Source organism: Comamonas denitrificans (genome assembly GCF_042654745.1).
GTDB classification, from domain to species: Bacteria; Pseudomonadota; Gammaproteobacteria; order Burkholderiales; family Burkholderiaceae_C; genus Comamonas; species Comamonas denitrificans.
In genome coordinates, this window is sequence record NZ_JBHSEY010000005.1 from 1 (window position 1) to 24024 (window position 24024).

General features: G+C 55.6%; 39 protein-coding genes and 1 tRNA gene. 38 read left to right on the plus strand and 2 right to left on the minus strand.

The window, feature by feature from the left end; translation table 11 throughout:
* The 13 genes from ACFO24_RS01465 to ACFO24_RS01525 form a co-directional block, all read left to right on the plus strand.
* A partial coding sequence (locus ACFO24_RS01465; RefSeq protein ID WP_377736437.1) for an EF-Tu C-terminal domain-related protein occupies window positions 1-742 on the plus strand: 742 nt, incomplete at its 5' end.
* Window positions 743-767: 25 nt separating this feature from the next.
* Entirely contained in the window at window positions 768-1079 is a 312-nt protein-coding gene (rpsJ, locus tag ACFO24_RS01470) for a 30S ribosomal protein S10 (protein ID WP_207574331.1), read from the plus strand.
* 202 nt (window positions 1080-1281) lie between these two features.
* Window positions 1282-1956: a 50S ribosomal protein L3 gene (rplC, locus tag ACFO24_RS01475; protein WP_207574332.1), complete on the plus strand. Its 675-nt coding sequence runs from the start codon at window positions 1282-1284 to the stop codon at window positions 1954-1956.
* Window positions 1956-2579 (plus strand): 50S ribosomal protein L4, encoded by a 624-nt coding sequence (rplD, locus tag ACFO24_RS01480; protein WP_207574333.1) that lies wholly within the window; start codon window positions 1956-1958, stop codon window positions 2577-2579. Before rplC ends, rplD begins: the two co-directional genes overlap by 1 nt.
* Complete coding sequence (gene rplW / locus ACFO24_RS01485; protein WP_207574334.1) at window positions 2576-2890, plus strand: 50S ribosomal protein L23; 315 nt, start codon at window positions 2576-2578, stop codon at window positions 2888-2890. Before rplD ends, rplW begins: the two co-directional genes overlap by 4 nt.
* A gap of 3 nt (window positions 2891-2893) precedes the next feature.
* Window positions 2894-3718 (plus strand): 50S ribosomal protein L2, encoded by an 825-nt coding sequence (gene rplB / locus ACFO24_RS01490; RefSeq protein ID WP_207574335.1) that lies wholly within the window; start codon window positions 2894-2896, stop codon window positions 3716-3718.
* A 10-nt stretch (window positions 3719-3728) separates the two neighbouring features.
* Complete coding sequence (gene rpsS / locus ACFO24_RS01495) at window positions 3729-4004, plus strand: 30S ribosomal protein S19 (RefSeq protein WP_207574336.1); 276 nt, start codon at window positions 3729-3731, stop codon at window positions 4002-4004.
* Between the two features lie 9 nt (window positions 4005-4013).
* A complete protein-coding gene (rplV, locus tag ACFO24_RS01500; protein WP_207574337.1) occupies window positions 4014-4346 on the plus strand; it encodes a 50S ribosomal protein L22 in 333 nt (110 codons plus the stop codon).
* 15 nt (window positions 4347-4361) lie between these two features.
* On the plus strand, window positions 4362-5222 hold the full coding sequence (rpsC, locus tag ACFO24_RS01505) for a 30S ribosomal protein S3 (protein WP_207574338.1): 861 nt from the start codon (window positions 4362-4364) through the stop codon (window positions 5220-5222).
* Window positions 5223-5224: 2 nt separating this feature from the next.
* Window positions 5225-5641: a 50S ribosomal protein L16 gene (gene rplP / locus ACFO24_RS01510; protein WP_207574339.1), complete on the plus strand. Its 417-nt coding sequence runs from the start codon at window positions 5225-5227 to the stop codon at window positions 5639-5641.
* Between the two features lie 11 nt (window positions 5642-5652).
* Window positions 5653-5853: a 50S ribosomal protein L29 gene (rpmC, locus tag ACFO24_RS01515; protein ID WP_207574340.1), complete on the plus strand. Its 201-nt coding sequence runs from the start codon at window positions 5653-5655 to the stop codon at window positions 5851-5853.
* A 9-nt stretch (window positions 5854-5862) separates the two neighbouring features.
* The gene (gene rpsQ / locus ACFO24_RS01520; protein WP_207574341.1) at window positions 5863-6132 is read left to right on the plus strand and encodes a 30S ribosomal protein S17; all 270 of its coding nucleotides are present in this window, start codon (window positions 5863-5865) and stop codon (window positions 6130-6132) included.
* 100 nt (window positions 6133-6232) lie between these two features.
* Entirely contained in the window at window positions 6233-6736 is a 504-nt protein-coding gene (locus ACFO24_RS01525; RefSeq protein WP_207574342.1) for a peroxiredoxin, read from the plus strand.
* Between the two features lie 54 nt (window positions 6737-6790).
* Here ACFO24_RS01525 and ACFO24_RS01530 read toward each other — a convergent pair whose 3' ends face one another.
* Window positions 6791-7237 carry a GNAT family N-acetyltransferase gene (locus ACFO24_RS01530; protein WP_207574408.1) on the minus strand — a complete coding sequence of 149 codons (447 nt, stop codon included), beginning with the start codon at window positions 7235-7237 and terminating at the stop codon, window positions 6791-6793.
* A gap of 168 nt (window positions 7238-7405) precedes the next feature.
* Entirely contained in the window at window positions 7406-7909 is a 504-nt protein-coding gene (locus ACFO24_RS01535; RefSeq protein WP_377736455.1) for a TlpA family protein disulfide reductase, read from the minus strand.
* Between the two features lie 147 nt (window positions 7910-8056).
* On the opposite strand from ACFO24_RS01535, the gene ACFO24_RS01540 reads away from it, so the two are divergent.
* The 25 genes from ACFO24_RS01540 to ACFO24_RS01660 all read left to right on the plus strand — a co-directional run bounded on the left by ACFO24_RS01540 (window position 8057) and on the right by ACFO24_RS01660 (window position 23668).
* The gene (locus ACFO24_RS01540; RefSeq protein ID WP_377736456.1) at window positions 8057-8629 is read left to right on the plus strand and encodes a hypothetical protein; all 573 of its coding nucleotides are present in this window, start codon (window positions 8057-8059) and stop codon (window positions 8627-8629) included.
* Window positions 8630-8655: 26 nt separating this feature from the next.
* On the plus strand, window positions 8656-9078 hold the full coding sequence (locus ACFO24_RS01545) for a PTS sugar transporter subunit IIA (RefSeq protein WP_377736457.1): 423 nt from the start codon (window positions 8656-8658) through the stop codon (window positions 9076-9078).
* A gap of 21 nt (window positions 9079-9099) precedes the next feature.
* Window positions 9100-9369 carry an HPr family phosphocarrier protein gene (locus tag ACFO24_RS01550; protein ID WP_207574346.1) on the plus strand — a complete coding sequence of 90 codons (270 nt, stop codon included), beginning with the start codon at window positions 9100-9102 and terminating at the stop codon, window positions 9367-9369.
* A gap of 33 nt (window positions 9370-9402) precedes the next feature.
* Window positions 9403-11154, plus strand: a complete 1752-nt coding sequence (ptsP, locus tag ACFO24_RS01555) for a phosphoenolpyruvate--protein phosphotransferase (protein WP_377736458.1) — start codon at window positions 9403-9405, stop codon at window positions 11152-11154.
* A gap of 178 nt (window positions 11155-11332) precedes the next feature.
* Window positions 11333-11902: a Dps family protein gene (locus ACFO24_RS01560; protein WP_377736459.1), complete on the plus strand. Its 570-nt coding sequence runs from the start codon at window positions 11333-11335 to the stop codon at window positions 11900-11902.
* A gap of 239 nt (window positions 11903-12141) precedes the next feature.
* A complete protein-coding gene (locus tag ACFO24_RS01565) occupies window positions 12142-13509 on the plus strand; it encodes a porin (RefSeq protein WP_377736461.1) in 1368 nt (455 codons plus the stop codon).
* A gap of 117 nt (window positions 13510-13626) precedes the next feature.
* Window positions 13627-14517 (plus strand): 4-hydroxybenzoate octaprenyltransferase, encoded by an 891-nt coding sequence (ubiA, locus tag ACFO24_RS01570; RefSeq protein ID WP_377736463.1) that lies wholly within the window; start codon window positions 13627-13629, stop codon window positions 14515-14517.
* Window positions 14518-14729: 212 nt separating this feature from the next.
* A complete protein-coding gene (gene rplN, locus ACFO24_RS01575) occupies window positions 14730-15098 on the plus strand; it encodes a 50S ribosomal protein L14 (RefSeq protein WP_207574351.1) in 369 nt (122 codons plus the stop codon).
* A 12-nt stretch (window positions 15099-15110) separates the two neighbouring features.
* Window positions 15111-15431, plus strand: a complete 321-nt coding sequence (gene rplX, locus ACFO24_RS01580; protein WP_207574352.1) for a 50S ribosomal protein L24 — start codon at window positions 15111-15113, stop codon at window positions 15429-15431.
* Window positions 15432-15441: 10 nt separating this feature from the next.
* The gene (rplE, locus tag ACFO24_RS01585; RefSeq protein ID WP_207574353.1) at window positions 15442-15981 is read left to right on the plus strand and encodes a 50S ribosomal protein L5; all 540 of its coding nucleotides are present in this window, start codon (window positions 15442-15444) and stop codon (window positions 15979-15981) included.
* Window positions 15982-15989: 8 nt separating this feature from the next.
* Window positions 15990-16295, plus strand: a complete 306-nt coding sequence (gene rpsN, locus ACFO24_RS01590; protein ID WP_207574354.1) for a 30S ribosomal protein S14 — start codon at window positions 15990-15992, stop codon at window positions 16293-16295.
* 18 nt (window positions 16296-16313) lie between these two features.
* Window positions 16314-16709 (plus strand): 30S ribosomal protein S8, encoded by a 396-nt coding sequence (rpsH, locus tag ACFO24_RS01595; RefSeq protein WP_207574355.1) that lies wholly within the window; start codon window positions 16314-16316, stop codon window positions 16707-16709.
* Window positions 16710-16734: 25 nt separating this feature from the next.
* Entirely contained in the window at window positions 16735-17268 is a 534-nt protein-coding gene (rplF, locus tag ACFO24_RS01600) for a 50S ribosomal protein L6 (RefSeq protein WP_377736465.1), read from the plus strand.
* A gap of 11 nt (window positions 17269-17279) precedes the next feature.
* Complete coding sequence (rplR, locus tag ACFO24_RS01605; protein WP_207574409.1) at window positions 17280-17645, plus strand: 50S ribosomal protein L18; 366 nt, start codon at window positions 17280-17282, stop codon at window positions 17643-17645.
* Between the two features lie 15 nt (window positions 17646-17660).
* Entirely contained in the window at window positions 17661-18179 is a 519-nt protein-coding gene (gene rpsE / locus ACFO24_RS01610) for a 30S ribosomal protein S5 (RefSeq protein WP_207574357.1), read from the plus strand.
* 11 nt (window positions 18180-18190) lie between these two features.
* A complete protein-coding gene (gene rpmD / locus ACFO24_RS01615; protein WP_054065037.1) occupies window positions 18191-18373 on the plus strand; it encodes a 50S ribosomal protein L30 in 183 nt (60 codons plus the stop codon).
* 10 nt (window positions 18374-18383) lie between these two features.
* Window positions 18384-18815, plus strand: coding sequence for a 50S ribosomal protein L15 (gene rplO, locus ACFO24_RS01620; RefSeq protein WP_207574410.1), 432 nt, complete (start codon window positions 18384-18386; stop codon window positions 18813-18815).
* A gap of 21 nt (window positions 18816-18836) precedes the next feature.
* Entirely contained in the window at window positions 18837-20156 is a 1320-nt protein-coding gene (gene secY / locus ACFO24_RS01625; protein ID WP_207574358.1) for a preprotein translocase subunit SecY, read from the plus strand.
* Window positions 20157-20291: 135 nt separating this feature from the next.
* Window positions 20292-20405, plus strand: a complete 114-nt coding sequence (gene rpmJ, locus ACFO24_RS01630; protein ID WP_207574359.1) for a 50S ribosomal protein L36 — start codon at window positions 20292-20294, stop codon at window positions 20403-20405.
* A gap of 22 nt (window positions 20406-20427) precedes the next feature.
* Window positions 20428-20793, plus strand: a complete 366-nt coding sequence (rpsM, locus tag ACFO24_RS01635) for a 30S ribosomal protein S13 (protein WP_207574360.1) — start codon at window positions 20428-20430, stop codon at window positions 20791-20793.
* 19 nt (window positions 20794-20812) lie between these two features.
* Window positions 20813-21214 (plus strand): 30S ribosomal protein S11, encoded by a 402-nt coding sequence (gene rpsK, locus ACFO24_RS01640; protein WP_207574361.1) that lies wholly within the window; start codon window positions 20813-20815, stop codon window positions 21212-21214.
* Between the two features lie 88 nt (window positions 21215-21302).
* Window positions 21303-21926, plus strand: a complete 624-nt coding sequence (rpsD, locus tag ACFO24_RS01645) for a 30S ribosomal protein S4 (protein WP_377736467.1) — start codon at window positions 21303-21305, stop codon at window positions 21924-21926.
* A gap of 113 nt (window positions 21927-22039) precedes the next feature.
* A complete protein-coding gene (locus ACFO24_RS01650; protein WP_377736468.1) occupies window positions 22040-23044 on the plus strand; it encodes a DNA-directed RNA polymerase subunit alpha in 1005 nt (334 codons plus the stop codon).
* Window positions 23045-23180: 136 nt separating this feature from the next.
* On the plus strand, window positions 23181-23570 hold the full coding sequence (rplQ, locus tag ACFO24_RS01655; RefSeq protein WP_207574364.1) for a 50S ribosomal protein L17: 390 nt from the start codon (window positions 23181-23183) through the stop codon (window positions 23568-23570).
* A 21-nt stretch (window positions 23571-23591) separates the two neighbouring features.
* Window positions 23592-23668, plus strand: a tRNA-Met gene (locus tag ACFO24_RS01660).
* The last annotated feature ends 356 nt before the right edge of the window (window positions 23669-24024 follow it).

Here is a 24024-nt window from a genome sequence, read left to right on the forward strand (position 1 = left end):
CGAAATGGAAGTGCGCGAGCTGCTGGACAAATACGAATTCCCTGGCGACGACACCCCCATCATCCGTGGTTCGGCCAAGCTGGCCCTGGAAGGCGACCAATCGCCCATCGGTGAAGCGGCTGTGATCAAACTGGCTGAAGCCCTGGACAGCTACATCCCCACGCCTGAGCGTGCTGTGGACGGCGCATTCCTGATGCCTGTGGAAGACGTGTTCTCCATCTCTGGCCGTGGCACCGTGGTGACCGGTCGTATCGAGCGCGGCATCATTAAAGTCGGCGAAGAAATCGAAATCGTCGGTATCAAAGACACCCAGAAAACCACCTGCACGGGCGTGGAAATGTTCCGCAAACTGCTGGACCAAGGCCAAGCCGGTGACAACGTGGGTCTGCTGCTGCGCGGCACCAAGCGTGAAGACGTGGAACGCGGCCAAGTGCTGTGCAAGCCCGGCTCCATCAAGCCGCACACCCACTTCACCGCTGAGGTGTACGTTCTGTCCAAAGATGAAGGTGGCCGTCACACGCCTTTCTTCAACAACTACCGTCCCCAGTTCTACTTCCGTACCACGGACGTGACCGGCTCGATCGAGTTGCCTGCTGACAAAGAAATGGTGATGCCTGGCGACAACGTGTCGATCACCGTCAAGCTGATCGCCCCCATCGCCATGGAAGAAGGCCTGCGCTTTGCTATCCGCGAAGGTGGTCGTACCGTGGGCGCTGGCGTGGTTGCCAAGGTCATTGCTTAATTCTTAGCACAACTAGGAATTAATAATGTCCAAGCAAAAAATCCGTATCCGCCTCAAAGCCTTCGATTACAAGCTGATTGACCAATCGGCCGCTGAAATTGTGGAAACCGCCAAGCGCACTGGCGCGATTGTCAAAGGCCCCGTGCCTTTGCCGACGCGCATGAAGCGTTTTGACGTCCTGCGCTCGCCGCACGTCAATAAGACCAGCCGCGATCAGCTGGAAATCCGCACGCACCAGCGCCTGATGGACATCGTCGATCCCACCGATAAAACAGTGGATGCTTTGATGAAGCTTGACCTGCCAGCCGGCGTGGATGTCGAAATCAAGCTGCAATAAGATTTAAATCCTGCCTGAACGGGCGGGATTTAATCAATTTTTTAACGCGAACTTGCTCACTTGGGCAGTTCGCGTTAAAATTTTGTGCTTCGTGTTTTTGCACGAAGTTTTATCAACCTTCTTTCGTGCGCTGGAAATCTTTTTACTGAGCGCAACGCTGGGCCAATTGCAGTTGCAGCGGCGAAAGTATTGGAGTAATTAAATGAGTCTGAGCAACTCCCTAGGGTTGCTGGGCCGCAAGGTGGGCATGATGCGTCTGTTCACTGATGACGGGGGCGCGATCCCTGTCACAGTGGTGGATGTGTCGAACAACCGCGTGACCCAGGTGAAAACCCAAGAGAATGATGGCTATGTGGCCTTGCAGGTCACGTTTGGTTCGCGCAAAGCTTCGCGCGTGTCCAAGCCAGAAGCTGGCCACCTGGCCAAAGCCGGTGTTGAAGCCGGTGAAATCACCCGCGAATTTCAAGTGACCGAGGAAACTGCTGCCAAGTACGCCGCTGGCGCTACTTTGCCTGTGGCCGATCTGTTTGCTGTGGGCCAAAAAGTGGACGTGCAAGGCACTTCCATCGGTAAAGGTTTTGCGGGCACGATCAAGCGTCACAATTTTGGCGCACAGCGCAATTCGCACGGTAACAGCCGCTCGCACCGCGTACCTGGCTCTATCGGTATGGCACAAGACCCCGGTCGCGTGTTCCCCGGTAAGCGCATGACCGGTCACATGGGTGACGAGACCGTGACCACCCAGAACCTGGATGTGGTGCGCATTGATGAGGCCCGTCAGCTGTTGCTGATCAAGGGTGCCATTCCTGGCTCCAAAGGTGGGTTCGTCTCCGTGCGGCCTGCCATCAAGGCCAAAGCTAGCAAAGGAGCGAACTAATGCAGCTCGAACTCCTGAATGAACAGGGTCAAACCGCAGCGCAAATCGATGCGCCTGAGACTGTTTTTGGTCGTGCTTACAACGAAGACCTGATTCACCAATTGGTTACGGCTTACCGTGCCAATGGCCGTCAAGGCACGCGTGCCCAGAAAGACCGCCAGCAGGTTAAGCACTCGACCAAAAAGCCCTTCAAGCAAAAAGGTACGGGTAACGCCCGTGCTGGTATGACCTCTTCTCCGCTGTGGCGTGGGGGCGGACGTATTTTCCCGAACCTGCCAGAAGAAAACTTCACGCAGAAAATCAACAAAAAGATGTACCGCGCTGGTATGGCTGCCATTTTCTCGCAGCTGGCCCGTGAAGGTCGTCTGGTCGTGGTTGAGTCGCTCAAAGTTGATTCGCCCAAGACCAAGGTGCTGGCCGATAAGTTCAAGGCCATGAACCTGCAATCGTCGGTGATGGTGATCGCTGAAGAAGTGGACGAAAATCTGTACTTGGCCTCGCGCAACTTGAAGAATGTCTTCGTGGTTGAGCCGCGCTATGCAGACCCCGTGTCGCTGATCCAATTCAAGAAAGTGCTCGTCACCAAGGGCGCAATCGACAAACTCCAGGAGATGTTCGCATGAATGCCCCCAAGTTTGACGAAGGTCGTCTGATGCAGGTGTTGGTTGCTCCTATCGTGTCCGAAAAAGCCACGATGGTCGCTGAAAAATCCAATGCCGTAACTTTTAAAGTGCTGCAAAACGCCACCAAACCTGAGATCAAAGCTGCTGTTGAGCTGCTGTTCAAGGTCGAAGTTAAAGGCGTTTCCGTAGTGAACACCAAAGGCAAGACCAAGCGCTTTGGCAAGACCGTAGGCCGCCGCGACAATGTGCGCAAGGCTTATGTGCTGCTCAAAGAGGGTCAAGAGCTGAACCTGTCTGGGGAGGCTGCGTAAACCATGGCTGTGATTCAAATTAAACCGACTTCGCCTGGCCGTCGTGGCATGGTGAAAGTTACGCGTGACCACCTGCACAAGGGTGATGCTTACGCCCCGCTGCTGGAGCCGCAATTTCAGAAAGCCGGTCGTAACAACAACGGTCACATCACCACCCGTCACAAGGGCGGTGGCCACAAGCACCACTACCGCGTAGTGGACTTCAAGCGCAACAAGGACGGTATCCCCGCCAAGGTTGAGCGCATTGAGTACGACCCCAACCGTACGGCCCACATCGCTTTGGTGTGCTATGCCGATGGTGAGCGTCGCTACATCATTGCCCCCCGTGGTTTGGAAGTGGGTGCGACAATTCTGAGCGGTGCAGAAGCCCCGATCCGCGTTGGTAGCACCATGCCGATTCGCAACATTCCGGTGGGTTCGACCATTCACTGCATCGAACTGAAAATCGGCGCTGGTGCGCAGTTGGCCCGTTCCGCTGGCGCCTCGGCGACGCTGCTGGCCCGTGAAGGCACATACGCCCAAGTGCGTATGCGTTCTGGCGAAGTGCGTCGGATTCATATCGAGTGCCGCGCCACGATTGGTGAAGTGTCCAACGAAGAGCACAGCCTGCGCCAGTTGGGTAAAGCTGGTGTGAAGCGCTGGATGGGTATTCGCCCCACCGTTCGCGGTATGGTGATGAACCCGGTCGATCACCCGTTGGGTGGTGGTGAAGGTCGTGTCAAGGGTGGTCGCCATCCTGTTGACCCATGGGGTAACTTGACCAAAGGCTACCGCACCCGTAACAACAAGCGCACACAAAACATGATTGTGTCGCGTCGTAAAAAGTAAGGGGTAGCCAATGACACGCTCTATTAAAAAGGGTCCATTTGTTGACCATCACTTGCAGGCTAAAGTGGAAAAGGCGGTTGCCGGTAAGGACAAACGTCCTGTTAAAACCTGGTCGCGTCGTTCCATGGTGTTGCCCGATTTCATCGGTTTGACCATTGCCGTGCACAACGGTAAGCAACACGTGCCCGTGTACATCACCGACCAAATGGTAGGTCACAAGTTGGGCGAATTTGCTCTGACGCGTACCTTCAAAGGTCACCCTGCCGACAAGAAGGCCAAGAAATAAGGAATGAACATGTCTGAAACACGTGCTGTTCTCCGTGGCGTGCGCTTGTCGGTAGACAAGGGCCGCTTGGTAGCCGATCTGATCCGTGGCAAGCAAGTGGATCAAGCTCTGAACATCTTGACGTTCACGCAGAAAAAAGCTGCTGGTATCGTTAAAAAAGTGCTGGAGTCCGCCATTGCCAACGCCGAGCACAACGATGGCGCTGATATCGACGATCTGAAGGTCAAGACCATCTTCGTCGAACAAGGCACCACGCTCAAGCGTTTCACCGCCCGCGCCAAAGGCCGTGGCAACCGTATCAGCAAGCCCACCTGCCACATCTACGTGACCGTGGGTAACTAAAAGGCCAGAAAGACTATGGGACAGAAAATCCATCCTACCGGCTTTCGCCTTGCTGTAAGCCGCAACTGGGCTAGCCGTTGGTACGCCAGCAACCGTGACTTTGCCGGCATGCTGGCCGAAGACATCAAAGTGCGCGAGTACCTGAAGGCCAAGTTGAAAAATGCCGCCGTTTCGCGCGTCGTGATTGAGCGTCCTGCCAAAAATGCTCGCATCACTATTTTCTCGGCGCGTCCGGGTGTGGTGATCGGCAAAAAAGGCGAGGACATCGAGAACCTGAAAAAGGAACTCGCAACCCGTCTGGGTGTGCCGGTCGCTGTGAATATCGAAGAAGTGCGCAAGCCTGAAACCGATGCCAAGCTGATCGCCGACTCCATCTGCCAGCAGCTGGAAAAGCGCATTCAGTTCCGTCGGGCCATGAAGCGTGCGATGCAAAACGCCATGCGTCTGGGTGCTCAAGGCATCAAGATCATGTCTTCGGGCCGCTTGAACGGTATCGAAATTGCCCGCACTGAGTGGTACCGCGAAGGCCGCGTGCCGCTGCACACGCTGCGTGCTGACATCGACTATGGCTTCTCTGAAGCCCACACCACCTACGGCGCGATTGGCGTGAAGGTCTGGGTGTACAAAGGCGACACCCTGGGTCGTGGCGATCTGCCGGTCGTGGAAACCCCGCGTGAAGATGAGCGTCGCCCTCGCCGCGATGGCCGTCGTGATGGTCGCCGTGATGGTGACCGTCGTGGTGGTGGCGGTGGTGCTCGCCGCCCCGTTGGTACCAATGCCGCCCCTGCTGATGGCAGCGATAAACCCGCTGTGGCAGTGGATTCCGTTAAGCGCGTGAACGCGCCCGCTACAGCGGCGGACGGTCAAGGAGAATAAACATGCTGCAACCCGCACGCCGTAAGTTCCGCAAGGAACACAAAGGCCGCAACACCGGTATTGCCACCCGTGGCAATGAAGTGTCGTTTGGCGACTTTGGCCTGAAATCCACAGACCGTGGCCGTCTGACTGCCCGTCAGATTGAAGCTGCGCGTCGCGCGATTTCGCGCCACGTTAAACGTGGTGGCCGTATCTGGATCCGCGTATTTCCGGACAAGCCTATCTCTACCAAGCCCGCCGAAGTGCGGATGGGTAACGGTAAAGGCAACCCCGAGTACTACGTGGCTGAGATCCAGCCCGGCAAGGTCATCTACGAAATCATGGGTGTACCTGAAGAGCTGGCTCGCGAAGCGTTCCGCCTGGCTGCGGCCAAGCTGCCGCTGCGTACCACTTTCGTGACCCGTCACATTGGTGCTTAAGGAGAATCAACATGACTAATAAAGCTGCTGAACTCCGCGCCAAAGACGAGGCTGCCCTGAAAGAGGAAGTGAAATCCTTGCAAAAGGCTCACTTTGCCCTGCGCATGCAAAAAGCTACGCAACAGCTGGGCAATACGACCACGCTGAAGACCACGCGCCGCGATATCGCTCGTGCCAAAACCATTCTTGCTCAAAAGCAAGCCGCCAAGTAAGGAGCCGACATGACGGAAGCTAAACCATCCCTCAAGCGCACCTTGGTTGGCAAGGTTGTAAGCGATAAACGCACTAAAACCGTGACAGTTCTGGTGGAACGCCGTGTGATGCACCCCATCTACGGCAAGATCATGATCAAGTCCAGCAAGTACCATGCTCACGATGAGAACAATGAGTACAAACTGGGCGATACCATTGAGATCACTGAAAGCCGCCCGCTGTCCAAAACCAAGAATTGGGTGGCTACCCGCTTGGTGCAAAAAGCTGCTCTGGTGTAATCAAAACTTGCACTAAAGTAAGCTAAGGCCTTAAGGTCTTATAAAGCGACTCACAATGTGAGTCGCTTTTTTTATTTCCCAATTTCGAAAGGAAAACACCATGATTCAAATTGGTGATGCGCTACCTGCTTGCACTTTGATGGAGTATGTTGAAGTGCCAGGCGATGGCTGCAGCATTGGCCCCAATCCTGTGGCCCTGCCTGCTGCTTTGCAAGGCAAAACAATTGCCTTGTTTGCTGTGCCTGGGGCGTTTACGCCGACCTGCTCAGAAACCCATTTGCCCGGTTTTGTGGCCCAGGCAGATGCGTTTAAAGCCGCCGGTGTGGATGAGATTTGGTGTGTGGCTGTGAACGATGCCTTTGTCATGGGGGCGTGGGGCCGCCAGCAGCAGGTAGCGGGCAAGGTGCGCATGCTGGCCGATGGCGATGCTGTTTTTGCCAAAGCGACCGGGCTTACGCTGGATTTAACCGGTAAAGGTTTGGGTTTGCGCTCGGCACGTTATTCCATGCTGGTGCGTGATGGCAAGGTGGCGCAGTTGAATGTTGAAAACGGTGCGGGGCTCTCCGTAAGTGATGCCGCAACCTTGCTGGCCCAGATTCAATAATCAATAAAAAAGTAGCTGCTAACGCTTGCCTGTTAAGCGTTAGCAGCTCTTTTTTTATAAAAAAATATCGGCTTTCAGGTAATGGCTGCCTTCAATCGGGCTGTGGTAGTAGGGCGGAATTTCTTCAAACCCCAGTTCCGCGTAGAGGGCGCGTGCCGCCTCCATGTCATCCAGCGTATCAAGCAGTACGCTGGCGTAACCCGCCAAGCGGGCAACATCCAAAATTTTCTCGGCCAAGTGCCGCCCTAAGCCAAAGCCTCGAAAGGCCTTGCGGACATACAGGCGTTTCATTTCTGCGGCGTTGGGATAGTCCGACGCATCCAAGGGCCGTAAAGCGCAGCAGCCTGCCGGGCAGCCATCGACCCAAGCCAACAGCACGGCCCCGCGTGGAGGGGCATATTCGCCAGGCAGGGTGGCGATTTCTTGCTCGAAATCTTGAAACCCGAGGTCGATGCTCAAGTCGGCGGCGTACTCTTGAAACAGGGTGCCGAGCAGCTGCATCTCTTGTGCTGTGACCGCGTGGCGGATGTCGAAAAGGGGGATGTCCTCGGGCAAGGTCGTAGTCGCAAAAGGTCTGGAACGTGGGGCAGTTTACTGGTTGCGGGTTGGGCCACGATCAATACCCCTGCAGCGCGGGCAGGGATCTTGCGATAACCACTTGGTGGCAGCCTATGCCTCGGCCAATAGTTTTTCAATCAGCTGGTGCAGCTCGGAAAAGTTGGGCGCTCCCACATAGGTTTTGACGATTTCGCCACGCTTATTGACCAAGTAAGTGGTGGGCGTGATTTTGATATCGCCCCAGGCTTTGGCGACTGCGCCGGTGTTGTCCAAGGCAACTTTAAAGGGCAGCTGGCGCGATTGCGCGTAGTTCAGGACGTATTGCGGCGGGTCGTACTGCATGGCCACGGCCACGGTGTCAAAACCTTGATTTTGGTATTTGTTGTAGGTGGCGACGATGTCTGGCATTTCGGCCACACAGGTGGTGCAGCTGGTGGCCCAAAAATTAACCAGGGTGACCTTGCCTTCAAATGCTTTGGTGTGGGTGGTGCTACCGTCCAGCAATACAAATTCAGAAGCAGGAGCCGCTTGTGTTGCTGAATTAAAGTAAACATAAGCCCCAAAACTTACGAAAACAGAGAGGATGATGCTAGCAATTAAACGAGAGGTTTTCATGGCATGAATTGTGCCCCGGTTCAAAGCCCGGGGCAAAGGGGGCGCAGTGGGTTGTGGGTCATTCTGGTCGCTAATGGCGGTTATGGAGTGCTATAGCACGGGAAAGTTCGCCCTAGCGCGCAGCCAAACGGTGTCAATAATGTAGGCATGCATACATTCATTCAAATTTTACGCAGTCGGATGCTGGGGGGGCTGGCGTTGTTGTTGCTGGGCTGTGGGCAAGACCAGCAGGAGTTGCCGTGGCGCCAAGTGCAGCTGGCGGAGGTCAAACTGCGCGTTGATTTTCCCTGTGAGCCTGAAGTTGGGCGTACCAAAGTTGATTTTGGTATGGGCGATGGCCCGGTGCTGGTCAGCATGATGGGGTGCGATGCCGTGGATTCCACCTATGCGCTTTCCGATTGGGTGCTCGAGGATGCCAGCCGTGCGGATGAGGCCTTGGCGTTTTGGCAAGCGGCGGTGCTGACCAAGCTTAAAGCGGTGGATGGGAAAAATAGCAAGAGTGGAGCCCCCTTTATTCCGGATGGAGCCATGGCACTGTCGCGCTCGATACAGGCCACGGTTGAAGGTGAAGGCCCCTCGGGCTGGGTGATGACCACCCACGGTGTGTGGTTTGCCCGGCAAGAAGGCGATTCAGCGCGGATTATTCATGCCGTGATTTATTCGCCCAAGCCCAACCACGAAGTGGCGCAACGGTTTTTTGGCAGTCTGGTGCTGGAATAATCTAAAGGATGGTGAATAACTGCCCTATGACTGATTCCCTTGCGACTGATTCCCTTGCCTTTGGCCATGTGGTGCTGGTCGCCCATGCGCCCCTGGCCAGTGCCCTGCTGGCCTGTGCTGCCCATGTGTTTCCTGAGGCGCTGAGCTTTGTGCATGCACTTGATATTCCTGCGGATGAGCCCCCGGAGGCCAGCTTGGCCCGGGTCCAGGCGTTGCACTCGTCCAATGGGCTGGAGCGTTGCCTTGTCCTGACGGATGTGCTGGGGGCCACGCCGTGCAATATTGCCGTGCGCTGGGCCCAAACTGCAGGCTGGCCGGTGCTGGCCGGGGTGAATGTGCCCATGTTGCTGCGCGCCATTGCGTATCGGCATGAGGTCGGGGCAGCGTGGGTGCAGCGCGCCGTCGATGGCGGGCACAACGGTATTGCCTTGCCTGGTGCGGCCCGTTAACTGTTGGGCGATAAGAAAATTATGCAAACACAAGAAATTACCATCGTAAATAAATTGGGCTTGCACGCCCGTGCTTCGGCCAAGCTGACCAAATTGGCCGGTAGCTTTCAGTGCGATGTCTGGATGAGCAAAGGCCAGCGGCGCGTCAATGCCAAAAGCATCATGGGGGTGATGATGCTGGCCGCCGGGCTGGGCTCCCAAGTGGTGCTCGAGACCGATGGGCCTCAAGAAACGGAGGCGTTGCAGGCATTGGTCGCCTTGATTGAAGATAAATTTGGCGAAGGCGAGTAAGCCTTTGCCAGCCGACCAGCCCAAGGAGTGGGTATGAGTTTTTCCCTGCACGGTTTGGCCGTAGCCCGAGGCATTGCGATTGGGCAAGCGGTGGTGGTGATCAATAGCCGCACAGAAGTTAGGCGTTACTTTATTGAGCCTGACCAGGTGGAGTCCGAGCTGGCCCGCGTCCGTGCGGCGCGTGATGCCGTGGTGGCCGAGTTGCAGCACCTGGTGCAAGACCTGCCAGCCGATACGCCGCCTGAACTGGGTGCCTTACTGGAAGTGCACCTCATGCTGCTGCAAGATGAGTTGCTTATGGGCGGCGTTCGGCCGTGGATTACCGAGCGGCTGTACAACGCTGAATGGGCGCTGCTCACCCAGCTGGAACAGGTGGCGCGGCAGTTCGACGAAATGGAAGACGACTACCTGCGCGAGCGCAAAGCGGATTTGGAGCAGGTGGTCGATCGCGTGCTGCGTTATATGCATGGGCAAGAGCTGTTGCAGCAGCCCAAGGGCCAGCTTTCCCCGCAAGCGAGTTTGGCCGATGGGGCGGACGCGCCGCCCTTGATCCTGGTGGCCCAAGACCTGTCGCCGGCCGACATGCTGCAATTTAAGCGCAGCGTGTTCGCCGGGTTTGTCACCTCGGTCGGGGGCAAAACCAGCCACACCGCGATTGTGGCCCGCAGCATGGATATTCCTGCCGTAGTGGGCGCGCGGGCCGCCCACCAGCTGATTCGCCAGGATGATTGGCTCATTGTCGATGGCGATGCGGGGGTGGTGCTGGTCGATCCCTCCCCGGCGATGATTGAGGAATACCGTTTCCGCCAGCGCCAAGTGGCTTTAGAGCGCAGCCGTTTGGCCCGCTTGCGCCACACGCCGGCCATTACCCGCGATGGTGTGGTGATTGAACTGCTGGCCAATATTGAACAGCCTGCCGATGCGGCCGCCGCCGTGCAAGCCGGGGCGGAAGGGGTTGGGCTGTTTCGCAGTGAATTTTTATTCATGGGACGCGCTGGCCAGCTGCCGGATGAAGAGGAGCAGTACCAGGCGTACCGGCAGGCGGTCGAGGGGATGCAGGGCCGGCCCTTAACGATTCGCTCTATCGACATTGGGGCCGATAAACCGTTGGAAAAGCACGGGCGCGATGTATTTTTAAACCCCGCCTTGGGCTTGCGGGCGATTCGTTGGAGTCTGGCCGAGCCGGCGATGTTTCGCACCCAGCTGCGGGCCATTTTGCGGGCGGCCGCGCATGGCCCGGTGCGCTTGATGTTTCCGATGCTGGCCCATCGGCAGGAGATTTTGCAAACCCTGGCCCAGGTGGCCCAGGCGCGGCAAGAGCTGCAGGCCAAAGGCCATCGATTCGGGCCGGTGCAATTGGGGGCCATGATTGAAGTGCCGGCTGCGGCCATCATGGTGGACTACTTTTTGCAGCACTTTGATTTTTTATCAATTGGCACCAACGACCTGATCCAGTACACCTTGGCCATTGACCGTGCCGATGAAGCCGTGGCCCATTTGTACGACCCCTTGCACCCGGCGGTCTTGCAGCTGGTGGCGCAAGTGATAGCGGCGGGGCAGGCCGCTGGCAAGCCCGTGTGCGTGTGTGGTGAAGTGGCGGGCGATGTGAGCATGATTCGGCTGCTCTTGGGCATGGGGTTGCGCAGTTTTTCCATGCATCCAGCCCAGTTGTTGGCCGTCAAACAAGAGGTGCTGCGTGCCGACACCCGCAAACTGGCGCCCTGGGCAGCCCAGGTGTTGCGCGCTGACCACCCCGCAGAGGTGTTGGCCCACGAGGTGGCGTAGGCAAGCACGAGATGCACGACGGCTGAGCAAGGTGTTAAATGTCTAGTGAAGTATCTTTATTTCAAGCTACTATTACAGTTAAAAAGTGCTTAAATTAATATAAATAAAGCGCAAACAGCTATAGTTATTTTTGTGCGTTGCATGGTGCAGCGCATTCTCCTCCGGAAAGGCAGTAAGCATGGCAAGCAAATCCACGACAGTCCCCACTAAAAAATCAGCAACGGTTAAATCAGACAGCAAAGCAGCGGCCAAGCCCACCGCATCGCCTCGGGGCTTGGCCATCAACATCGGTATCAGCGACAAAGACCGCGCGGCCATCGCCCAAGGGCTTTCGCACCTGCTGGCCGATACCTACACCCTGTACCTGACCACGCACAACTTCCACTGGAACGTGACGGGCCCCATGTTCAACACCCTGCACACCATGTTCATGGGGCAGTACACCGAGCTTTGGAACGCGGCCGATCCGATTGCTGAGCGCATCCGCGCCCTGGGCCATCCGGCACCAGGGTCGTATGCTGCGTTTGGCAAACTTTCCTCGTTGCCTGATGCCCCGGCCACCCCGCCCAAGGCGCTGGAGATGGTGCGCATTCTGGTTGAAGGCCATGAAGCCGTCGCCCGCACGGCCCGCGGCATGCTTGACCTGGTCGATGATGCCGATGACGAACCTACCACCGACTTGCTCACCCAGCGCTTGACGGTGCACGAGCAAACGGCCTGGATGCTGCGCTCCCTCCTTGAAGAATAAGCTTCTTGAGCTTCCCCCCCTCAGCCAAGCCCGCCCTGTGCGGGCTTGGTGGTTTTTGCTGCGTTGCAGCATGCACAGATCGGTATTTTCTTCTGCCAAAGTTTGATGCAAGTCCTAAAACTAAGGGCTTTCCAGCGTAAGCAAAAAACAACAAGGTTATTTTTAGCACGCCTGTGCTTTTTAGAATGAATTTGCATTTTGTGACTGAAAGCCAAGGAGACAAACCAATGCAAATGAAAATGAAAACCGTAGTTGTGGCCGCGATGGCGGCATGTGGCATGGGCGCTGCGCTGGCCCAATCCACTCCCAGCAAAGTTGAGCTGTGGGGTGTCGTGGATGCCGCTGTGCGCCACACCACCAACGAAGGTGCCGACAACGGCGGCCTGACCAAGCTGATTGGCGGCGGCATGTCGCAAAGCCGCTTCGGCATCAACGTTGAGGAAGACCTGGGTGGCGGTAGCAAAGCCATTGCCCATCTGGAGCATCGCTTCAATGCCGATACGGGCATGAAGGACGACACGGCCCCCTTCTTCCAGCTGGCCTACGTCGGCCTGCAAGGCCCCTATGGCCGCCTGACTATGGGCCGCCAGTGGAACGTGCTGTTCGATGTGGTGACCAGCACCTACGCCTCTTTCCCTTACTCGCCGTACATGGATGCTTACAAGCCCGAGCTGGGTATGGCCGCTGGTGCCCGCACGAACAACGCTTTGAAATACACCCTGGCTACGCCGGATCGCAAGTGGGTGGGTACTTTGCAGTATTCGTTTGGCGAGAAGAACAACACATCGTCGGTGCAGCAATACGGTGTTGGCGCATTGAATGCCTCTACCAACCCGCAAGTTGCGGCCGTTCGCAAGGCTCTGGGCGGCCAATACACGGCCGGGGCGCCCATTAAAAATATTCCTGGGCTGGGCAATGCGGTGCAGCAAGTCATCAACGGTGTTGTTCAGACCTCGGCGGATTCGCTCTCCGATCCCACAGGACTGAAGGCCAAAGTGGAAGAGGTCGGCATGGGGGCCATGAAAACCTTTGGGGGCTTTCTGCGCTATTCGGCCAACGGCCTGTCGCTGGGTGCGGGTGCGATGCGCACCACCTTGCCTGGCGGCTCGGATCTGGATGCCTATACCTTTGGGGGCTCTTACCGCTCGGGCCTTTGGTATTTCAATGCCGGCTATGGTTTGAATAAATACAAGCCCACCAAGTACGCCAATCGTGTCGATTCGTACATTAATTACCTGACCGATCGCCAGATCCTGAACAAGATGTGGAGCGGTCAAACCAACGGTGGTTTCTCTGGGGGCTACTTTGAGAATGCGGCCGATAAGCGCCAGATGATCAAGCTGGGCGTGGGCTACCAAGCCACCAAGCAACTCAATATCGGCGCCCACTTCTTCCGCTCCAAGCAGTCGGGTTCCAGCGACGGCACTTACAACGGCAACGCCAATTTCATGGTGCTTGCGGCCGATTACGCCTTCAGCAAGCGCACTGATGTGTATGCCGCCCTGGATCACACCAAAGTCAGCGGCGGTGCTGGTTTGGTGATTGACCCGCAAAGCAAAACCAAAACCCGCACCGGTATCACCGTCGGCCTGCGCCACCGCTTCTAAAGCGTAAAGCGCACTACTATTCCAAGGTAAACAGCGCCAAGGGACATGCCGCAGGGCGTGTCCCTTTTTTGTTCCCGCCCCTGCACCCAGTCGCCTTTGTGCGCACAATCGGTGCCTATGTCCGTGATTGCACCTTCTTCCCCCCCCGCGCCGCGCTCCCGGCTGGCGCTGTATTTGGATTTGATTCGCTTCAACCGCCCGGCTGGTTGGCTGGTGTTGATTTGGCCAACGCTGACGGCACTGTGGGTGGCTGCCGATGGTTTTCCCGGCTGGCACTTGCTGCTGGTGTTTGGCCTGGGCACGGTGCTGATGCGCAGCGCCGGTTGCACCATTAACGACATTGCTGATCGCAATTTTGACAAGCACGTTAAGCGCACTACGGCCCGCCCCATCACCAGTGGGGAACTGAGTGTGAAAGAGGCCGCCCTGGTCGGGGCCGTGCTGGCGCTGCTTGCCCTGGGCCTGGTGCTGACCACCCGCTGGGAGGCTGTGGCCTGGTCGGTGCCTGCGGTGCTGTTCACCATTCTCTACCCTTACACCAAGCGCTTTTTTGCCATGCCACAGGCGTTTCTGGGCATTGCATTTAACTTCGGCATCGTCATTGCCTTTGCTGCGGTGGTGGGCGAGGTCGGCAGCACCGCCTGGCTGCTGTGGCTGGCCAATATGTGCATGGTGCTGGCGTACGACACCGAGTACGCCATGGTTGATCGCGACGATGACCTGAAGATTGGCATGAAAACCTCGGCCATCACCCTGGGCCGGTTCGACGTGGCTGGGGTGATGGCGTTTTTCATCGTCTGTCTGGGGCTGACGGCCTGGGTGCTGCAGCCCTATGGCCTGGGCTGGCCTCTGTGGGGCGGCTTGGCCGTGGCGGCAGCGCAGGTGGTGTGGCATTACACGCTGATCCGCAGCCGCCAGCGGCCTGGCTGCTTTACCGCATTCAGCAAAAGCCACTGGATGGGCGCGGCGTTGTTTGCCGGCGTCGCGCTGGGGTTTGCGCTGCGCTAACGCCGGGTGACCTGGCTTGACGGTTGTTTTTTCTTTTGCCATAATGCAAGGCTTCGTATTAAAAAATGCGAAGAACTATCTGCCCAGCGGGAAGTTTTTCGGAATGGTCCGAAAAATGGACGACGGGCCCAAGACTGACCGGCTGCCAAGTTCAGCCCTTGAGAAGACTCTGGGGCTGCTCGTAACTGCTGGAGCAAGTTGGGAATATTGAAATGATCCAAACAGAATCTCGGTTAGAGGTTGCCGATAACACCGGCGCGAAGTCTGTACAGTGCATTAAAGTGCTGGGCGGTTCGCATCGACGCTATGCCAGTGTTGGTGACATCATCAAGGTGAGTATTAAGGAAGCCGCTCCACGTGGTCGCGTCAAAAAAGGTGACGTGTACAGCGCGGTGGTGGTGCGTACTGCCAAAGGAATCCGTCGTGCAGACGGCTCTTTGGTGAAGTTCGACTCCAATGCCGCCGTGTTGTTGAATGCCAAGCTGGAGCCCATCGGTACCCGTATTTTTGGCCCCGTGACACGTGAACTGCGTACCGAAAAGTTCATGAAGATCGTGTCTTTGGCTCCTGAAGTTCTCTAAAGGAAAAACACTATGAACAAGATTCGCAAAGGCGACGAAGTCATCGTGTTGACCGGTCGTGACAAGGGTAAACGCGGCGTAGTGAGTCTGCGCAAGGATGAGTCCCGCATTGTCGTGGACGGCATCAACCTGGTGAAGAAGCACGTCAAGCCTAATCCTATGAAGGGCACTAACGGCGGTATTGTGGAAAAGGCCATGCCTATTCATCAATCCAACGTGGCTATCTTCAATGCCGCTACTGGCAAGGCTGACCGTGTAGGTATCCAGGTGAATGCAAACGGTGCACGTGTGCGCGTGTTCAAGTCCACCGGTGCCGAAATCAAGACGGCCTAAGGAGTAAGACATGGCACGACTGCAAAAACTGTACCGCGAAAAAATCGCGGCTGAACTCAAAGAAAAGTTCGGCTACACCTCCGTTATGGAAGTACCTCGTCTGAGCAAGATCACCCTGAATATGGGTGTCGGCGAAGCCGTGGCCGACAAGAAGGTGTTGGACCATGCTGTGGCTGACCTGACCAAAATTGCTGGTCAAAAGCCCGTGGTGACCAAGGCCAAAAAAGCTATCGCTGGTTTCAAAATCCGTGAAGGCCAAGCTATTGGCTGCATGGTGACCCTGCGCGGCGTTCAGATGTATGAATTCCTGGACCGTTTCGTGACCGTGGCATTGCCCCGTGTGCGTGACTTCCGTGGTATTTCTGGTCGCTCGTTTGATGGTCGCGGCAACTACAACGTGGGTGTCAAAGAACAGATCATCTTCCCTGAAATCGAATACGACAAAGTGGATGCTCTGCGTGGTCTGAACATCAGCATCACGACGACGGCGAAGACGGACGATGAGTGCAAAGCACTGCTCGCCGCATTCAAATTCCCCTTCAAGAACTGAGGTGGCGCATGGCTAAGAAAGCACTGATCGAGCGCGAACTCAAGCGCGAAAAACTGGCTGCCAAGTACGCTGCCAAATATGCAGAACTGAAGGCGATCGCTGGCGATGCAAAGCGTAGCGACGAAGAGCGCGATGCTGCCCGTCTGGGTCTGCAGAAGCTGCCACGTAATGCCAACCCGACGCGCCAGCGTGCACGTTGTGAGCTCACGGGTCGTCCTCGTGGCACTTTCCGTCAATTCGGTCTGGGTCGCATCAAGATTCGTGAACTGGCTTTTGCTGGTGACATCCCCGGTGTCACCAAAGCCAGCTGGTAAGCAAGTAGGAGAAATAAGATGAGCATGAGTGATCCTATCGCCGACTTGCTGACCCGCATCCGTAACGCACAAATGGTGTCGAAAGTCACTGTGGCAGCCCCCGCTTCTAAAGTGAAGGTGGCCATTGCCCAAGTGCTGAAGGATGAAGGCTATATCGACGGTTTTGAAGTTAAAACCAACGAAGGCAAGTCTGAACTGGTGATTAGTCTGAAGTACTACGCTGGTCGTCCTGTGATCGAGCGCATTGAGCGCGTCAGCCGTCCTGGCCTGCGCGTGTACAAAGGCCGTCACGCAATCCCTCAGGTCATGAATGGCCTGGGTGTGGCCATTGTCACTACCCCCAAGGGTGTGATGACTGATCGCAAAGCACGTGCTACCGGCCTCGGTGGTGAAGTGCTGTGCTATGTGGCCTAACGAGCATTGAAGGAGTAATACTGAAATGTCTCGCGTAGCAAAAGCAAATATTGCCATTCCCGCAGGTGTGGAAGTGGCACTGAGCGCTGGTTCCATCCAGGTTAAAGGCAAGGGCGGTGATCTGTCCCTGGCTGTGCATCCCTTGGTGAATATCGGCAACAACGACGGTAAGCTGTCTTTCGCACCCGCCAACGATTCTCGTGATGCAGATGCACTGGCCGGCACCTTCCGTCAGTTGGTAAACAACATGGTCAAAGGCGTGACCGAAGGCTTTGAAAAGAAATTGACCCTGATGGGGGTGGGTTTTAAAGCAGCAGCCTCGGGTAACAAGCTGAACTTGAACGTGGGTTTTTCTCACCCCGTTGATTTCGTTATGCCTGCTGGCGTGACGGTGGCTTGCCCTACGCCCACTGAGATTGTGATCAAAGGTGCAGACCGTCAAGCCGTTGGCCAAGTGGCTGCCGATATTCGCGCTGTCCGTCCTCCTGAGCCTTATAAAGGCAAGGGCATCCGTTATACGGGTGAGAAGGTCACGATCAAAGAGACCAAGAAGAAGTAAGGAGCTGCATGATGTTGAACAAAAAAGAACAGCGTCTGCGCCGTGCTCGCCAAACTCGCATCCGCATTGCCCAGCAAGGTGTTGCCCGTTTGAGCGTCAATCGCACCAATACGCATATCTATGCCAGCGTGATCTCTGGTTGCGGCACCAAAGTGTTGGCTGTAGCTTCTACCGCCGAAGCCGAAGTGCGCACTCTGTTGGGCGCTCCTGGCAAAGGTGGCAACGTCGCTGCAGCAACCCTGATTGGCAAGCGTATTGCCGAGAAGGCCAAAGCAGCTGGTGTTGAGAAGGTGGCCTTTGATCGTGCAGGTTTTGCATTTCATGGCCGTGTTAAGGCCTTGGCAGAAGCCGCTCGCGAAGCGGGTCTGCAGTTCTAAGCGGAGCGGATAGAAATGGCAAAATTTTCTCCTAAAGTGCAAGACGAAGGTCGTGATGACGGTCTGCGCGAAAAGATGATTGCGGTTAACCGCGTCACCAAGGTGGTTAAGGGTGGTCGTATTCTCGGCTTCGCTGCGCTGACCGTGGTAGGCGATGGTGATGGCCGTATGGGCATGGGTAAAGGCAAGTCGAAAGAAGTGCCTGCGGCTGTGCAAAAAGGCATGGAAGAGTCGCGTCGCAACATGGTGAAAGTGTCTTTGAAAGACGGCACGATCCACCATAGCGTGACCGGTCACCATGGTGCTGCTCGCGTTGAGTTGCACCCCGCCCCGAAAGGTACCGGCATCATTGCTGGTGGCCCGATGCGTGCAGTTTTCGAGGTGGTTGGTATTACCGACATTGTGGCTAAAAGCCATGGCACTTCGAACCCCTACAACATGGTGCGTGCTACGTTGGACGCACTGAAAAACGGCAACACGCCGGCTGAAATTGCTGCTAAGCGCGGCAAGTCGGTCGAAGACCTGTTCGTTTGATTGGAGTGACAATGTCGACACAACAAACTATCAAGGTTCAGCTGGTTCGTAGTCCTATTGGCACCAAAGAGTCGCACCGCGCGACTGTGCGTGGCTTGGGTTTGCGCAAGCTGAACAGCGTCAGCGAACTGCAGGACACTCCTGCAGTGCGTGGCATGATCAACAAAATCGCCTATTTGGTGAAAGTTCTGTAAAGGATTGATGATGGAACTCAATAGCATCAAACCCGCAGAAGGTGCCAAACACGCTAAGCGTCGCGTTGGCCGTGGCATTGGTTCGGGTCTGGGTAAAACCGCCGGCCGTGGTCACAAAGGTCAAAAGTCCCGCTCTGGTGGCTACCACAAGGTGGGCTTTGAGGGCGGTCAAATGCCTTTGCAGCGTCGCCTGCCCAAGCGCGGCTTTAAATCTGTTTCCTTGAAGTACAACGCAGAGGTAACTTTGCGTGCACTGGAACAGTTGGGTGCCGCTGAAGTGGATGTGGCAATGCTTAAGCAAGCCGGCTTGGTTCCGTCTTTGGCCCAAGTGGTCAAAGTGATCAAGCAAGGCGAAATTACCAAGGCCGTGAAGTTGTCTGGTATCGGTGCAACCGCCGGTGCTAAGGCTGCTATCGAAGCCGCAGGCGGCACTGTCGCCTGATATCACTGAAAGAAGGCATCCGTGGCTACTAGCGCAGCTCAAATGGCAAAAACCGACAAATTTGGCGACTTGCGCCGTCGTCTGGTTTTTCTGTTGCTCGCGTTGGTCGTGTACCGCATCGGGGCGCATATCCCGGTGCCGGGCATTGATCCAGTGCAACTGCAGCAGCTGTTCAATGGCCAGCAGGGCATTCTCAATTTGTTCAATATGTTCTCGGGTGGAGCGCTGGAGCGCTTCACAGTCTTCGCATTGGGGATCATGCCGTACATTTCGGCATCGATCATCATGCAGCTCATGACCTACGTCGTGCCGATGTTTGAGCAAATGAAGAAAGAAGGAGAGGCTGGGCGCCGCAAGATCACCCAGTACACCCGCTATGGCACTTTGGGCCTGGCGCTCTTTCAATCGTTGGGGATTGCTGTTGCTTTGGAGAGCCAGGCAGGGTTGGTGCTTTCTCCAGGGTTTGGTTTCCGCATGACGGCAGTGGTCAGTTTGACCGCTGGAACCATGTTTCTAATGTGGTTGGGCGAGCAGATCACCGAGCGTGGTTTGGGTAACGGTATTTCCATTTTGATCTTTGCTGGTATTGCCGCAGGCTTGCCTAGCTCGATCGGTGGTTTGCTGGAGCTGGTTCGCACGGGCGCAATGGGTATTCCTGCTGCTATCTTTATTGTTCTTGTAGTGGCAGCGGTAACGTACTTCGTTGTGTTTGTCGAACGAGGACAACGCAAGATACTGGTGAATTACGCACGTCGCCAGGTTGGTAATAAGGTGTATGGTGGGCAGTCTTCGCACTTGCCGTTGAAATTGAACATGGCCGGGGTCATCCCTCCCATTTTTGCTTCATCCATCATCTTGCTGCCGGCCACCGCGGTAAACTGGTTCAGTGGTTCCGGTGAAAGTTGGTTCTCGCGCACGCTAAAGGATATTGCAAGTACGCTGACCCCTGGTCAGCCGATTTATGTGATGCTCTACGCTGGCGCAATCATCTTTTTCTGTTTCTTCTACACGGCACTCGTATTCAATAGCCGCGAGACAGCCGATAATCTGAAGAAGAGTGGTGCCTTCATTCCCGGGATTCGTCCTGGGGACAACACCGCTCGCCACATCGACAAAATCTTGGTGCGTTTGACACTGGCTGGTGCGGTTTACATCACCTTTGTGTGTTTGCTGCCGGAATTTTTGATCCTCAAGTACAACGTCCCGTTCTACTTTGGGGGCACATCGCTACTGATCATTGTGGTTGTAACGATGGATTTCATGGCGCAGGTACAAAACTACATGATGAGCCAGCAGTACGAATCCCTGCTTAAAAAGGCCAACTTTAAAACGGCCCTTTAAGAGAAAGTGCGCTCTTGCATCTTCGGGTGCAAGAGCGATGAACAGATAAGTAAGAGTTGACACGGCTTGAAGCGGTGCACAGTAAGTAAACCCGCTAAAAGTGCAGTGCCGGATGGAAAGTTTTAGGAGAAAGAAATGAAAGTTTCGGCTTCGGTCAAAAAAATCTGCCGTAACTGCAAAATCATTCGCCGCCACGGTGTGGTGCGTGTGATTTGCACGGATCAGCGCCATAAGCAGCGCCAAGGTTGATTAAAGGTATCAGAGGACATATATGGCTCGTATAGCTGGCATTAATATTCCGCCGCACAAGCATGCTGAGATCGGCCTGACTGCTATTTATGGCATCGGTCGCCCTACAGCCCGCAAAATTTGCGAAGCGTGTGGCATTGATTACTCTAAAAAAGTCAAGGAATTGACCGATGCGGATCTGGAAAAGATCCGTGATCAGCTCAATGGCATGACTTTGGAAGGCGATCTGCGTCGTGAAACCACCATGAACATCAAGCGTTTGATGGACATTGGTTGCTACCGTGGTTTCCGTCATCGTCGCGGTCTGCCGATGCGCGGTCAGCGCACTCGTACCAATGCACGTACCCGCAAGGGCCCGCGCAAAGGCGCCGTGACCCTGAAGAAATAAGAATTGAGAGTTACTGACTATGGCTAAAGCTCCCAATAACGCAGCAGCACGTGTTCGCAAAAAAGTTCGCAAGAACATTGCCGATGGCATTGCACACGTTCATGCTTCGTTTAACAACACCATCATTACCATCACCGACCGTCAAGGTAACGCTTTGTCGTGGGCCTCTTCGGGTGGTCAAGGCTTCAAGGGTTCGCGTAAATCCACACCGTTTGCTGCCCAGGTAGCTTCCGAAGTGGCTGGCCGCGCCGCCATGGAGCAAGGTATCAAGAATCTGGAAGTGGAAATCAAAGGTCCCGGCCCTGGCCGTGAATCTTCGGTTCGTGCTCTGGGTGCTCTGGGGATTCGCATTACGTCGATCGCTGACGTAACACCCGTTCCCCACAACGGTTGCCGCCCTCAAAAGCGTCGTCGTATTTAATTTTTGTAAGCCCACCGCCGCCCCGTTTGCTTTGCAGCGTGGGCGGCTCCCGCGTTTTTAGCGCGGAAGTTTTGTAAAGGAATAAAAAGTGGCACGTTATATTGGCCCCAAGGCTAAACTTTCCCGCCGCGAAGGCACCGACCTGTTCTTGAAGAGCGCCCGTCGCTCGATCGCTGACAAAGCCAAGTTTGACACCAAGCCTGGCCAGCATGGCCGCACGTCGGGTCAGCGCACTTCTGACTACGGTCTGCAATTGCGTGAAAAACAAAAAGTCAAGCGCATGTACGGCGTGCTGGAAAAGCAGTTCCGTCGCTACTTTGAGGAAGCCGATCGCCGCCGTGGCAACACCGGTGCCAACTTGCTCGGTTTGCTGGAAACGCGTTTGGACAACGTGGTGTACCGCATGGGCTTTGGCTCTACCCGCGCAGAAGCCCGTCAGATGGTTTCGCACAAAGCGATTACCGTGAACGGTCAGTGCGTAAATATTCCTTCGTACTTGGTGAAAAGCGGTGACGTGATTGCCGTGCGTGAAAAATCCAAAAAGCAAGCCCGCGTTGTTGAGGCTTTGCAATTGGCTGCGCAAGTGGGCTTCCCCGCTTGGGTTGAAGTGAGCCAGGATAAGGTTGAGGGCACTTTCAAGCAAGTGCCTGATCGCGATCAGTTTGGTGCCGATATCAACGAATCGCTGATTGTTGAGTTGTACTCGCGTTAATTAGCGGGTTGATTCTTCGCCTAATCCTGTTCCCAGGCCGCAGTGGTTGCGGCCTGGGCGCTTCACCAGCCTTACCGGTGTAACGAGCCGGGGGTATTGAGAGGAAGTTTTGCATGCAAACAAATCTGCTGAAACCCAAGACGATCAATGTTGAGCAGCTGGCTGCCAACCGTGCCAAAGTCACGTTGGAGCCTTTCGAGCGTGGTTATGGCCACACTCTGGGCAATGCTTTGCGCCGTGTGCTCCTGTCGTCCATGGTGGGTTATGCGGCAACGGAAGTGACCATTGCTGGCGTGTTGCATGAATACTCGTCCATCGATGGGGTGCAAGAAGATGTGGTGAACATTCTTTTGAACCTCAAGGGCGTGGTGTTTAAGCTGCAAGGCCGCGATGAAGTGACTTTGAGCCTGCGCAAAGAGGGTGATGGCATCGTGACTGCGCGTGATATTCAAACACCGCACGACGTTGAAATCATCAACCCGGATCACGTTATCGCCACGCTGTCGCACGGTGCCAAGCTGGACATGCAAATCAAGGTCGAAACAGGCCGCGGTTATGTGCCTGGCAATATGCGCCGCTTTGGTGACGAGCCGAACAAGTCGATTGGCCGCATTGTGCTGGACGCTTCGTTCTCGCCGGTGCGCCGCGTCAGCTACGCCGTCGAGAGTGCCCGCGTTGAGCAGCGTACCGATCTGGATAAATTGGTTCTGGAAATCGAAACCAATGGTTCCATCAACGCTGAAGATGCGGTGCGTGCTTCGGCCAAAATTCTGATGGAGCAACTGGCGGTGTTTGCCCAGCTGGATGGTGATTTTGCCGATACCGGCATGTTGCTCCAGGCTGGCAGCAGCAGCCGCGCCAGCGCTCAGACGTTCGATCCGATTCTGCTGCGTCCGGTCGATGAGCTGGAGCTGACGGTGCGCTCGGCCAACTGCCTGAAAGCGGAAAACATCTACTACATCGGTGACCTGATTCAGCGCACCGAAAACGAGCTGCTCAAGACCCCGAACCTGGGTCGTAAGTCGCTCAACGAAATCAAAGAAGTTCTGGCTTCGCGTGGCTTGACGCTGGGCATGAAGCTGGAAAACTGGCCGCCTGCTGGTTTGGAAAAACGCTAAAAAGCATAGATCCAGTTTTTTTGATTAAAATGCGCGGTTTCCCTGGGTTGTAAGCCCTTGGAAACCGTTTTTACCCTGTGCACCGGGCAGTACCTGATACGGCTTGCCCGATTGAACGAATGAAAAGGAAAGCACTATGCGTCACGGCAACGGCCTGCGTAAATTGAACCGCACTTCTGCACACCGCAAAGCGATGCTGCAAAACATGATGAACTCGCTCATTGAGCACGAAGCCATCAAAACCACTGTTCCCAAAGCCAAAGAGCTGCGCCGCGTGATCGAGCCCATGATCACTTTGGCCAAGGTGGACACCGTCGCCAATCGCCGTTTGGCGTTTGACCGCCTGCGTGACCGCGACAGCGTCACCAAGCTGTTCAACGTGCTGGGCCCCCGCAACGCCCAGCGTCCTGGCGGCTACACGCGCATCTTGAAAATGGGCTTCCGCGTGGGTGACAACGCCCCGATGGCCTATGTTGAGCTGGTCGAGCAAGCCCCTGAAGCGGCTGCCGAGCAAGCTGCTGAATAATAGAGTACAATAAACGCTTATCGCGAGGTGGAGCAGCTTGGTAGCTCGTTGGGCTCATAACCCAAAGGTCGGAGGTTCAAATCCTTCCCTCGCAACCAAATAAAAAAACCTGTGCAGTTGCTGCACAGGTTTTTTTTCGTCCAAAGTTTCTCTGGTGCCGTGCCTGGTGCCTGATGGCCCAAGCGGGGCCAGGGTGGCTGCACGGGCATGGGGGCGAAGTTGTGGGTGGGGTGAGGTTGGCAGAGGGTGCCGCAAGCAGCAGGGCTGATGCTTTTAAAAGCATAGCTTTTACCGCTTTACCTGATTAGTTATTTGATAAAAATACTTATTTTTTTATTGATAAACAAGCGGAACAAGCTCTTTTTTTAACTTCTTATATGCATATTTGTTTATATAGGAAGCATTAAATAGTATTTTGTATCTATAAAGAAGTCTTCTACAGTGGCGGCCTGCG

What these genes read in the sequence shown, in the direction of transcription:
- ACFO24_RS01535 (WP_377736455.1), bottom strand. Translation starts at nt 7,909, where the DNA reads ATGAAAACCTCTCGTTTAATTGCTAGCATCATCCTCTCTGTTTTCGTA.
- ACFO24_RS01650 (WP_377736468.1), top strand. Translation starts at nt 22,040, where the DNA reads ATGCAAACAAATCTGCTGAAACCCAAGACGATCAATGTTGAGCAGCTG.
- ACFO24_RS01545 (WP_377736457.1), top strand. Translation starts at nt 8,656, where the DNA reads ATGACTGATTCCCTTGCGACTGATTCCCTTGCCTTTGGCCATGTGGTG.
- rplP (WP_207574339.1), top strand. Translation starts at nt 5,225, where the DNA reads ATGCTGCAACCCGCACGCCGTAAGTTCCGCAAGGAACACAAAGGCCGC.
- ACFO24_RS01530 (WP_207574408.1), bottom strand. Translation starts at nt 7,237, where the DNA reads ATGCAGCTGCTCGGCACCCTGTTTCAAGAGTACGCCGCCGACTTGAGC.
- rpmJ (WP_207574359.1), top strand. Translation starts at nt 20,292, where the DNA reads ATGAAAGTTTCGGCTTCGGTCAAAAAAATCTGCCGTAACTGCAAAATC.
- ACFO24_RS01565 (WP_377736461.1), top strand. Translation starts at nt 12,142, where the DNA reads ATGAAAACCGTAGTTGTGGCCGCGATGGCGGCATGTGGCATGGGCGCT.
- rplD (WP_207574333.1), top strand. Translation starts at nt 1,956, where the DNA reads ATGCAGCTCGAACTCCTGAATGAACAGGGTCAAACCGCAGCGCAAATC.
- ubiA (WP_377736463.1), top strand. Translation starts at nt 13,627, where the DNA reads ATGTCCGTGATTGCACCTTCTTCCCCCCCCGCGCCGCGCTCCCGGCTG.
- rpsM (WP_207574360.1), top strand. Translation starts at nt 20,428, where the DNA reads ATGGCTCGTATAGCTGGCATTAATATTCCGCCGCACAAGCATGCTGAG.
- rplF (WP_377736465.1), top strand. Translation starts at nt 16,735, where the DNA reads ATGTCTCGCGTAGCAAAAGCAAATATTGCCATTCCCGCAGGTGTGGAA.
- rpsN (WP_207574354.1), top strand. Translation starts at nt 15,990, where the DNA reads ATGGCTAAGAAAGCACTGATCGAGCGCGAACTCAAGCGCGAAAAACTG.
- rplR (WP_207574409.1), top strand. Translation starts at nt 17,280, where the DNA reads ATGTTGAACAAAAAAGAACAGCGTCTGCGCCGTGCTCGCCAAACTCGC.
- ACFO24_RS01540 (WP_377736456.1), top strand. Translation starts at nt 8,057, where the DNA reads ATGCATACATTCATTCAAATTTTACGCAGTCGGATGCTGGGGGGGCTG.
- rpmD (WP_054065037.1), top strand. Translation starts at nt 18,191, where the DNA reads ATGTCGACACAACAAACTATCAAGGTTCAGCTGGTTCGTAGTCCTATT.
- rpsJ (WP_207574331.1), top strand. Translation starts at nt 768, where the DNA reads ATGTCCAAGCAAAAAATCCGTATCCGCCTCAAAGCCTTCGATTACAAG.
- ptsP (WP_377736458.1), top strand. Translation starts at nt 9,403, where the DNA reads ATGAGTTTTTCCCTGCACGGTTTGGCCGTAGCCCGAGGCATTGCGATT.
- rpsK (WP_207574361.1), top strand. Translation starts at nt 20,813, where the DNA reads ATGGCTAAAGCTCCCAATAACGCAGCAGCACGTGTTCGCAAAAAAGTT.
- rplB (WP_207574335.1), top strand. Translation starts at nt 2,894, where the DNA reads ATGGCTGTGATTCAAATTAAACCGACTTCGCCTGGCCGTCGTGGCATG.
- rpsE (WP_207574357.1), top strand. Translation starts at nt 17,661, where the DNA reads ATGGCAAAATTTTCTCCTAAAGTGCAAGACGAAGGTCGTGATGACGGT.
- rplQ (WP_207574364.1), top strand. Translation starts at nt 23,181, where the DNA reads ATGCGTCACGGCAACGGCCTGCGTAAATTGAACCGCACTTCTGCACAC.
- rplX (WP_207574352.1), top strand. Translation starts at nt 15,111, where the DNA reads ATGAACAAGATTCGCAAAGGCGACGAAGTCATCGTGTTGACCGGTCGT.
- rplO (WP_207574410.1), top strand. Translation starts at nt 18,384, where the DNA reads ATGGAACTCAATAGCATCAAACCCGCAGAAGGTGCCAAACACGCTAAG.
- rpmC (WP_207574340.1), top strand. Translation starts at nt 5,653, where the DNA reads ATGACTAATAAAGCTGCTGAACTCCGCGCCAAAGACGAGGCTGCCCTG.
- rplE (WP_207574353.1), top strand. Translation starts at nt 15,442, where the DNA reads ATGGCACGACTGCAAAAACTGTACCGCGAAAAAATCGCGGCTGAACTC.
- ACFO24_RS01560 (WP_377736459.1), top strand. Translation starts at nt 11,333, where the DNA reads ATGGCAAGCAAATCCACGACAGTCCCCACTAAAAAATCAGCAACGGTT.
- rpsH (WP_207574355.1), top strand. Translation starts at nt 16,314, where the DNA reads ATGAGCATGAGTGATCCTATCGCCGACTTGCTGACCCGCATCCGTAAC.
- rpsQ (WP_207574341.1), top strand. Translation starts at nt 5,863, where the DNA reads ATGACGGAAGCTAAACCATCCCTCAAGCGCACCTTGGTTGGCAAGGTT.
- rpsC (WP_207574338.1), top strand. Translation starts at nt 4,362, where the DNA reads ATGGGACAGAAAATCCATCCTACCGGCTTTCGCCTTGCTGTAAGCCGC.
- rplV (WP_207574337.1), top strand. Translation starts at nt 4,014, where the DNA reads ATGTCTGAAACACGTGCTGTTCTCCGTGGCGTGCGCTTGTCGGTAGAC.
- ACFO24_RS01550 (WP_207574346.1), top strand. Translation starts at nt 9,100, where the DNA reads ATGCAAACACAAGAAATTACCATCGTAAATAAATTGGGCTTGCACGCC.
- ACFO24_RS01525 (WP_207574342.1), top strand. Translation starts at nt 6,233, where the DNA reads ATGATTCAAATTGGTGATGCGCTACCTGCTTGCACTTTGATGGAGTAT.
- rplC (WP_207574332.1), top strand. Translation starts at nt 1,282, where the DNA reads ATGAGTCTGAGCAACTCCCTAGGGTTGCTGGGCCGCAAGGTGGGCATG.
- rplN (WP_207574351.1), top strand. Translation starts at nt 14,730, where the DNA reads ATGATCCAAACAGAATCTCGGTTAGAGGTTGCCGATAACACCGGCGCG.
- rpsS (WP_207574336.1), top strand. Translation starts at nt 3,729, where the DNA reads ATGACACGCTCTATTAAAAAGGGTCCATTTGTTGACCATCACTTGCAG.
- rplW (WP_207574334.1), top strand. Translation starts at nt 2,576, where the DNA reads ATGAATGCCCCCAAGTTTGACGAAGGTCGTCTGATGCAGGTGTTGGTT.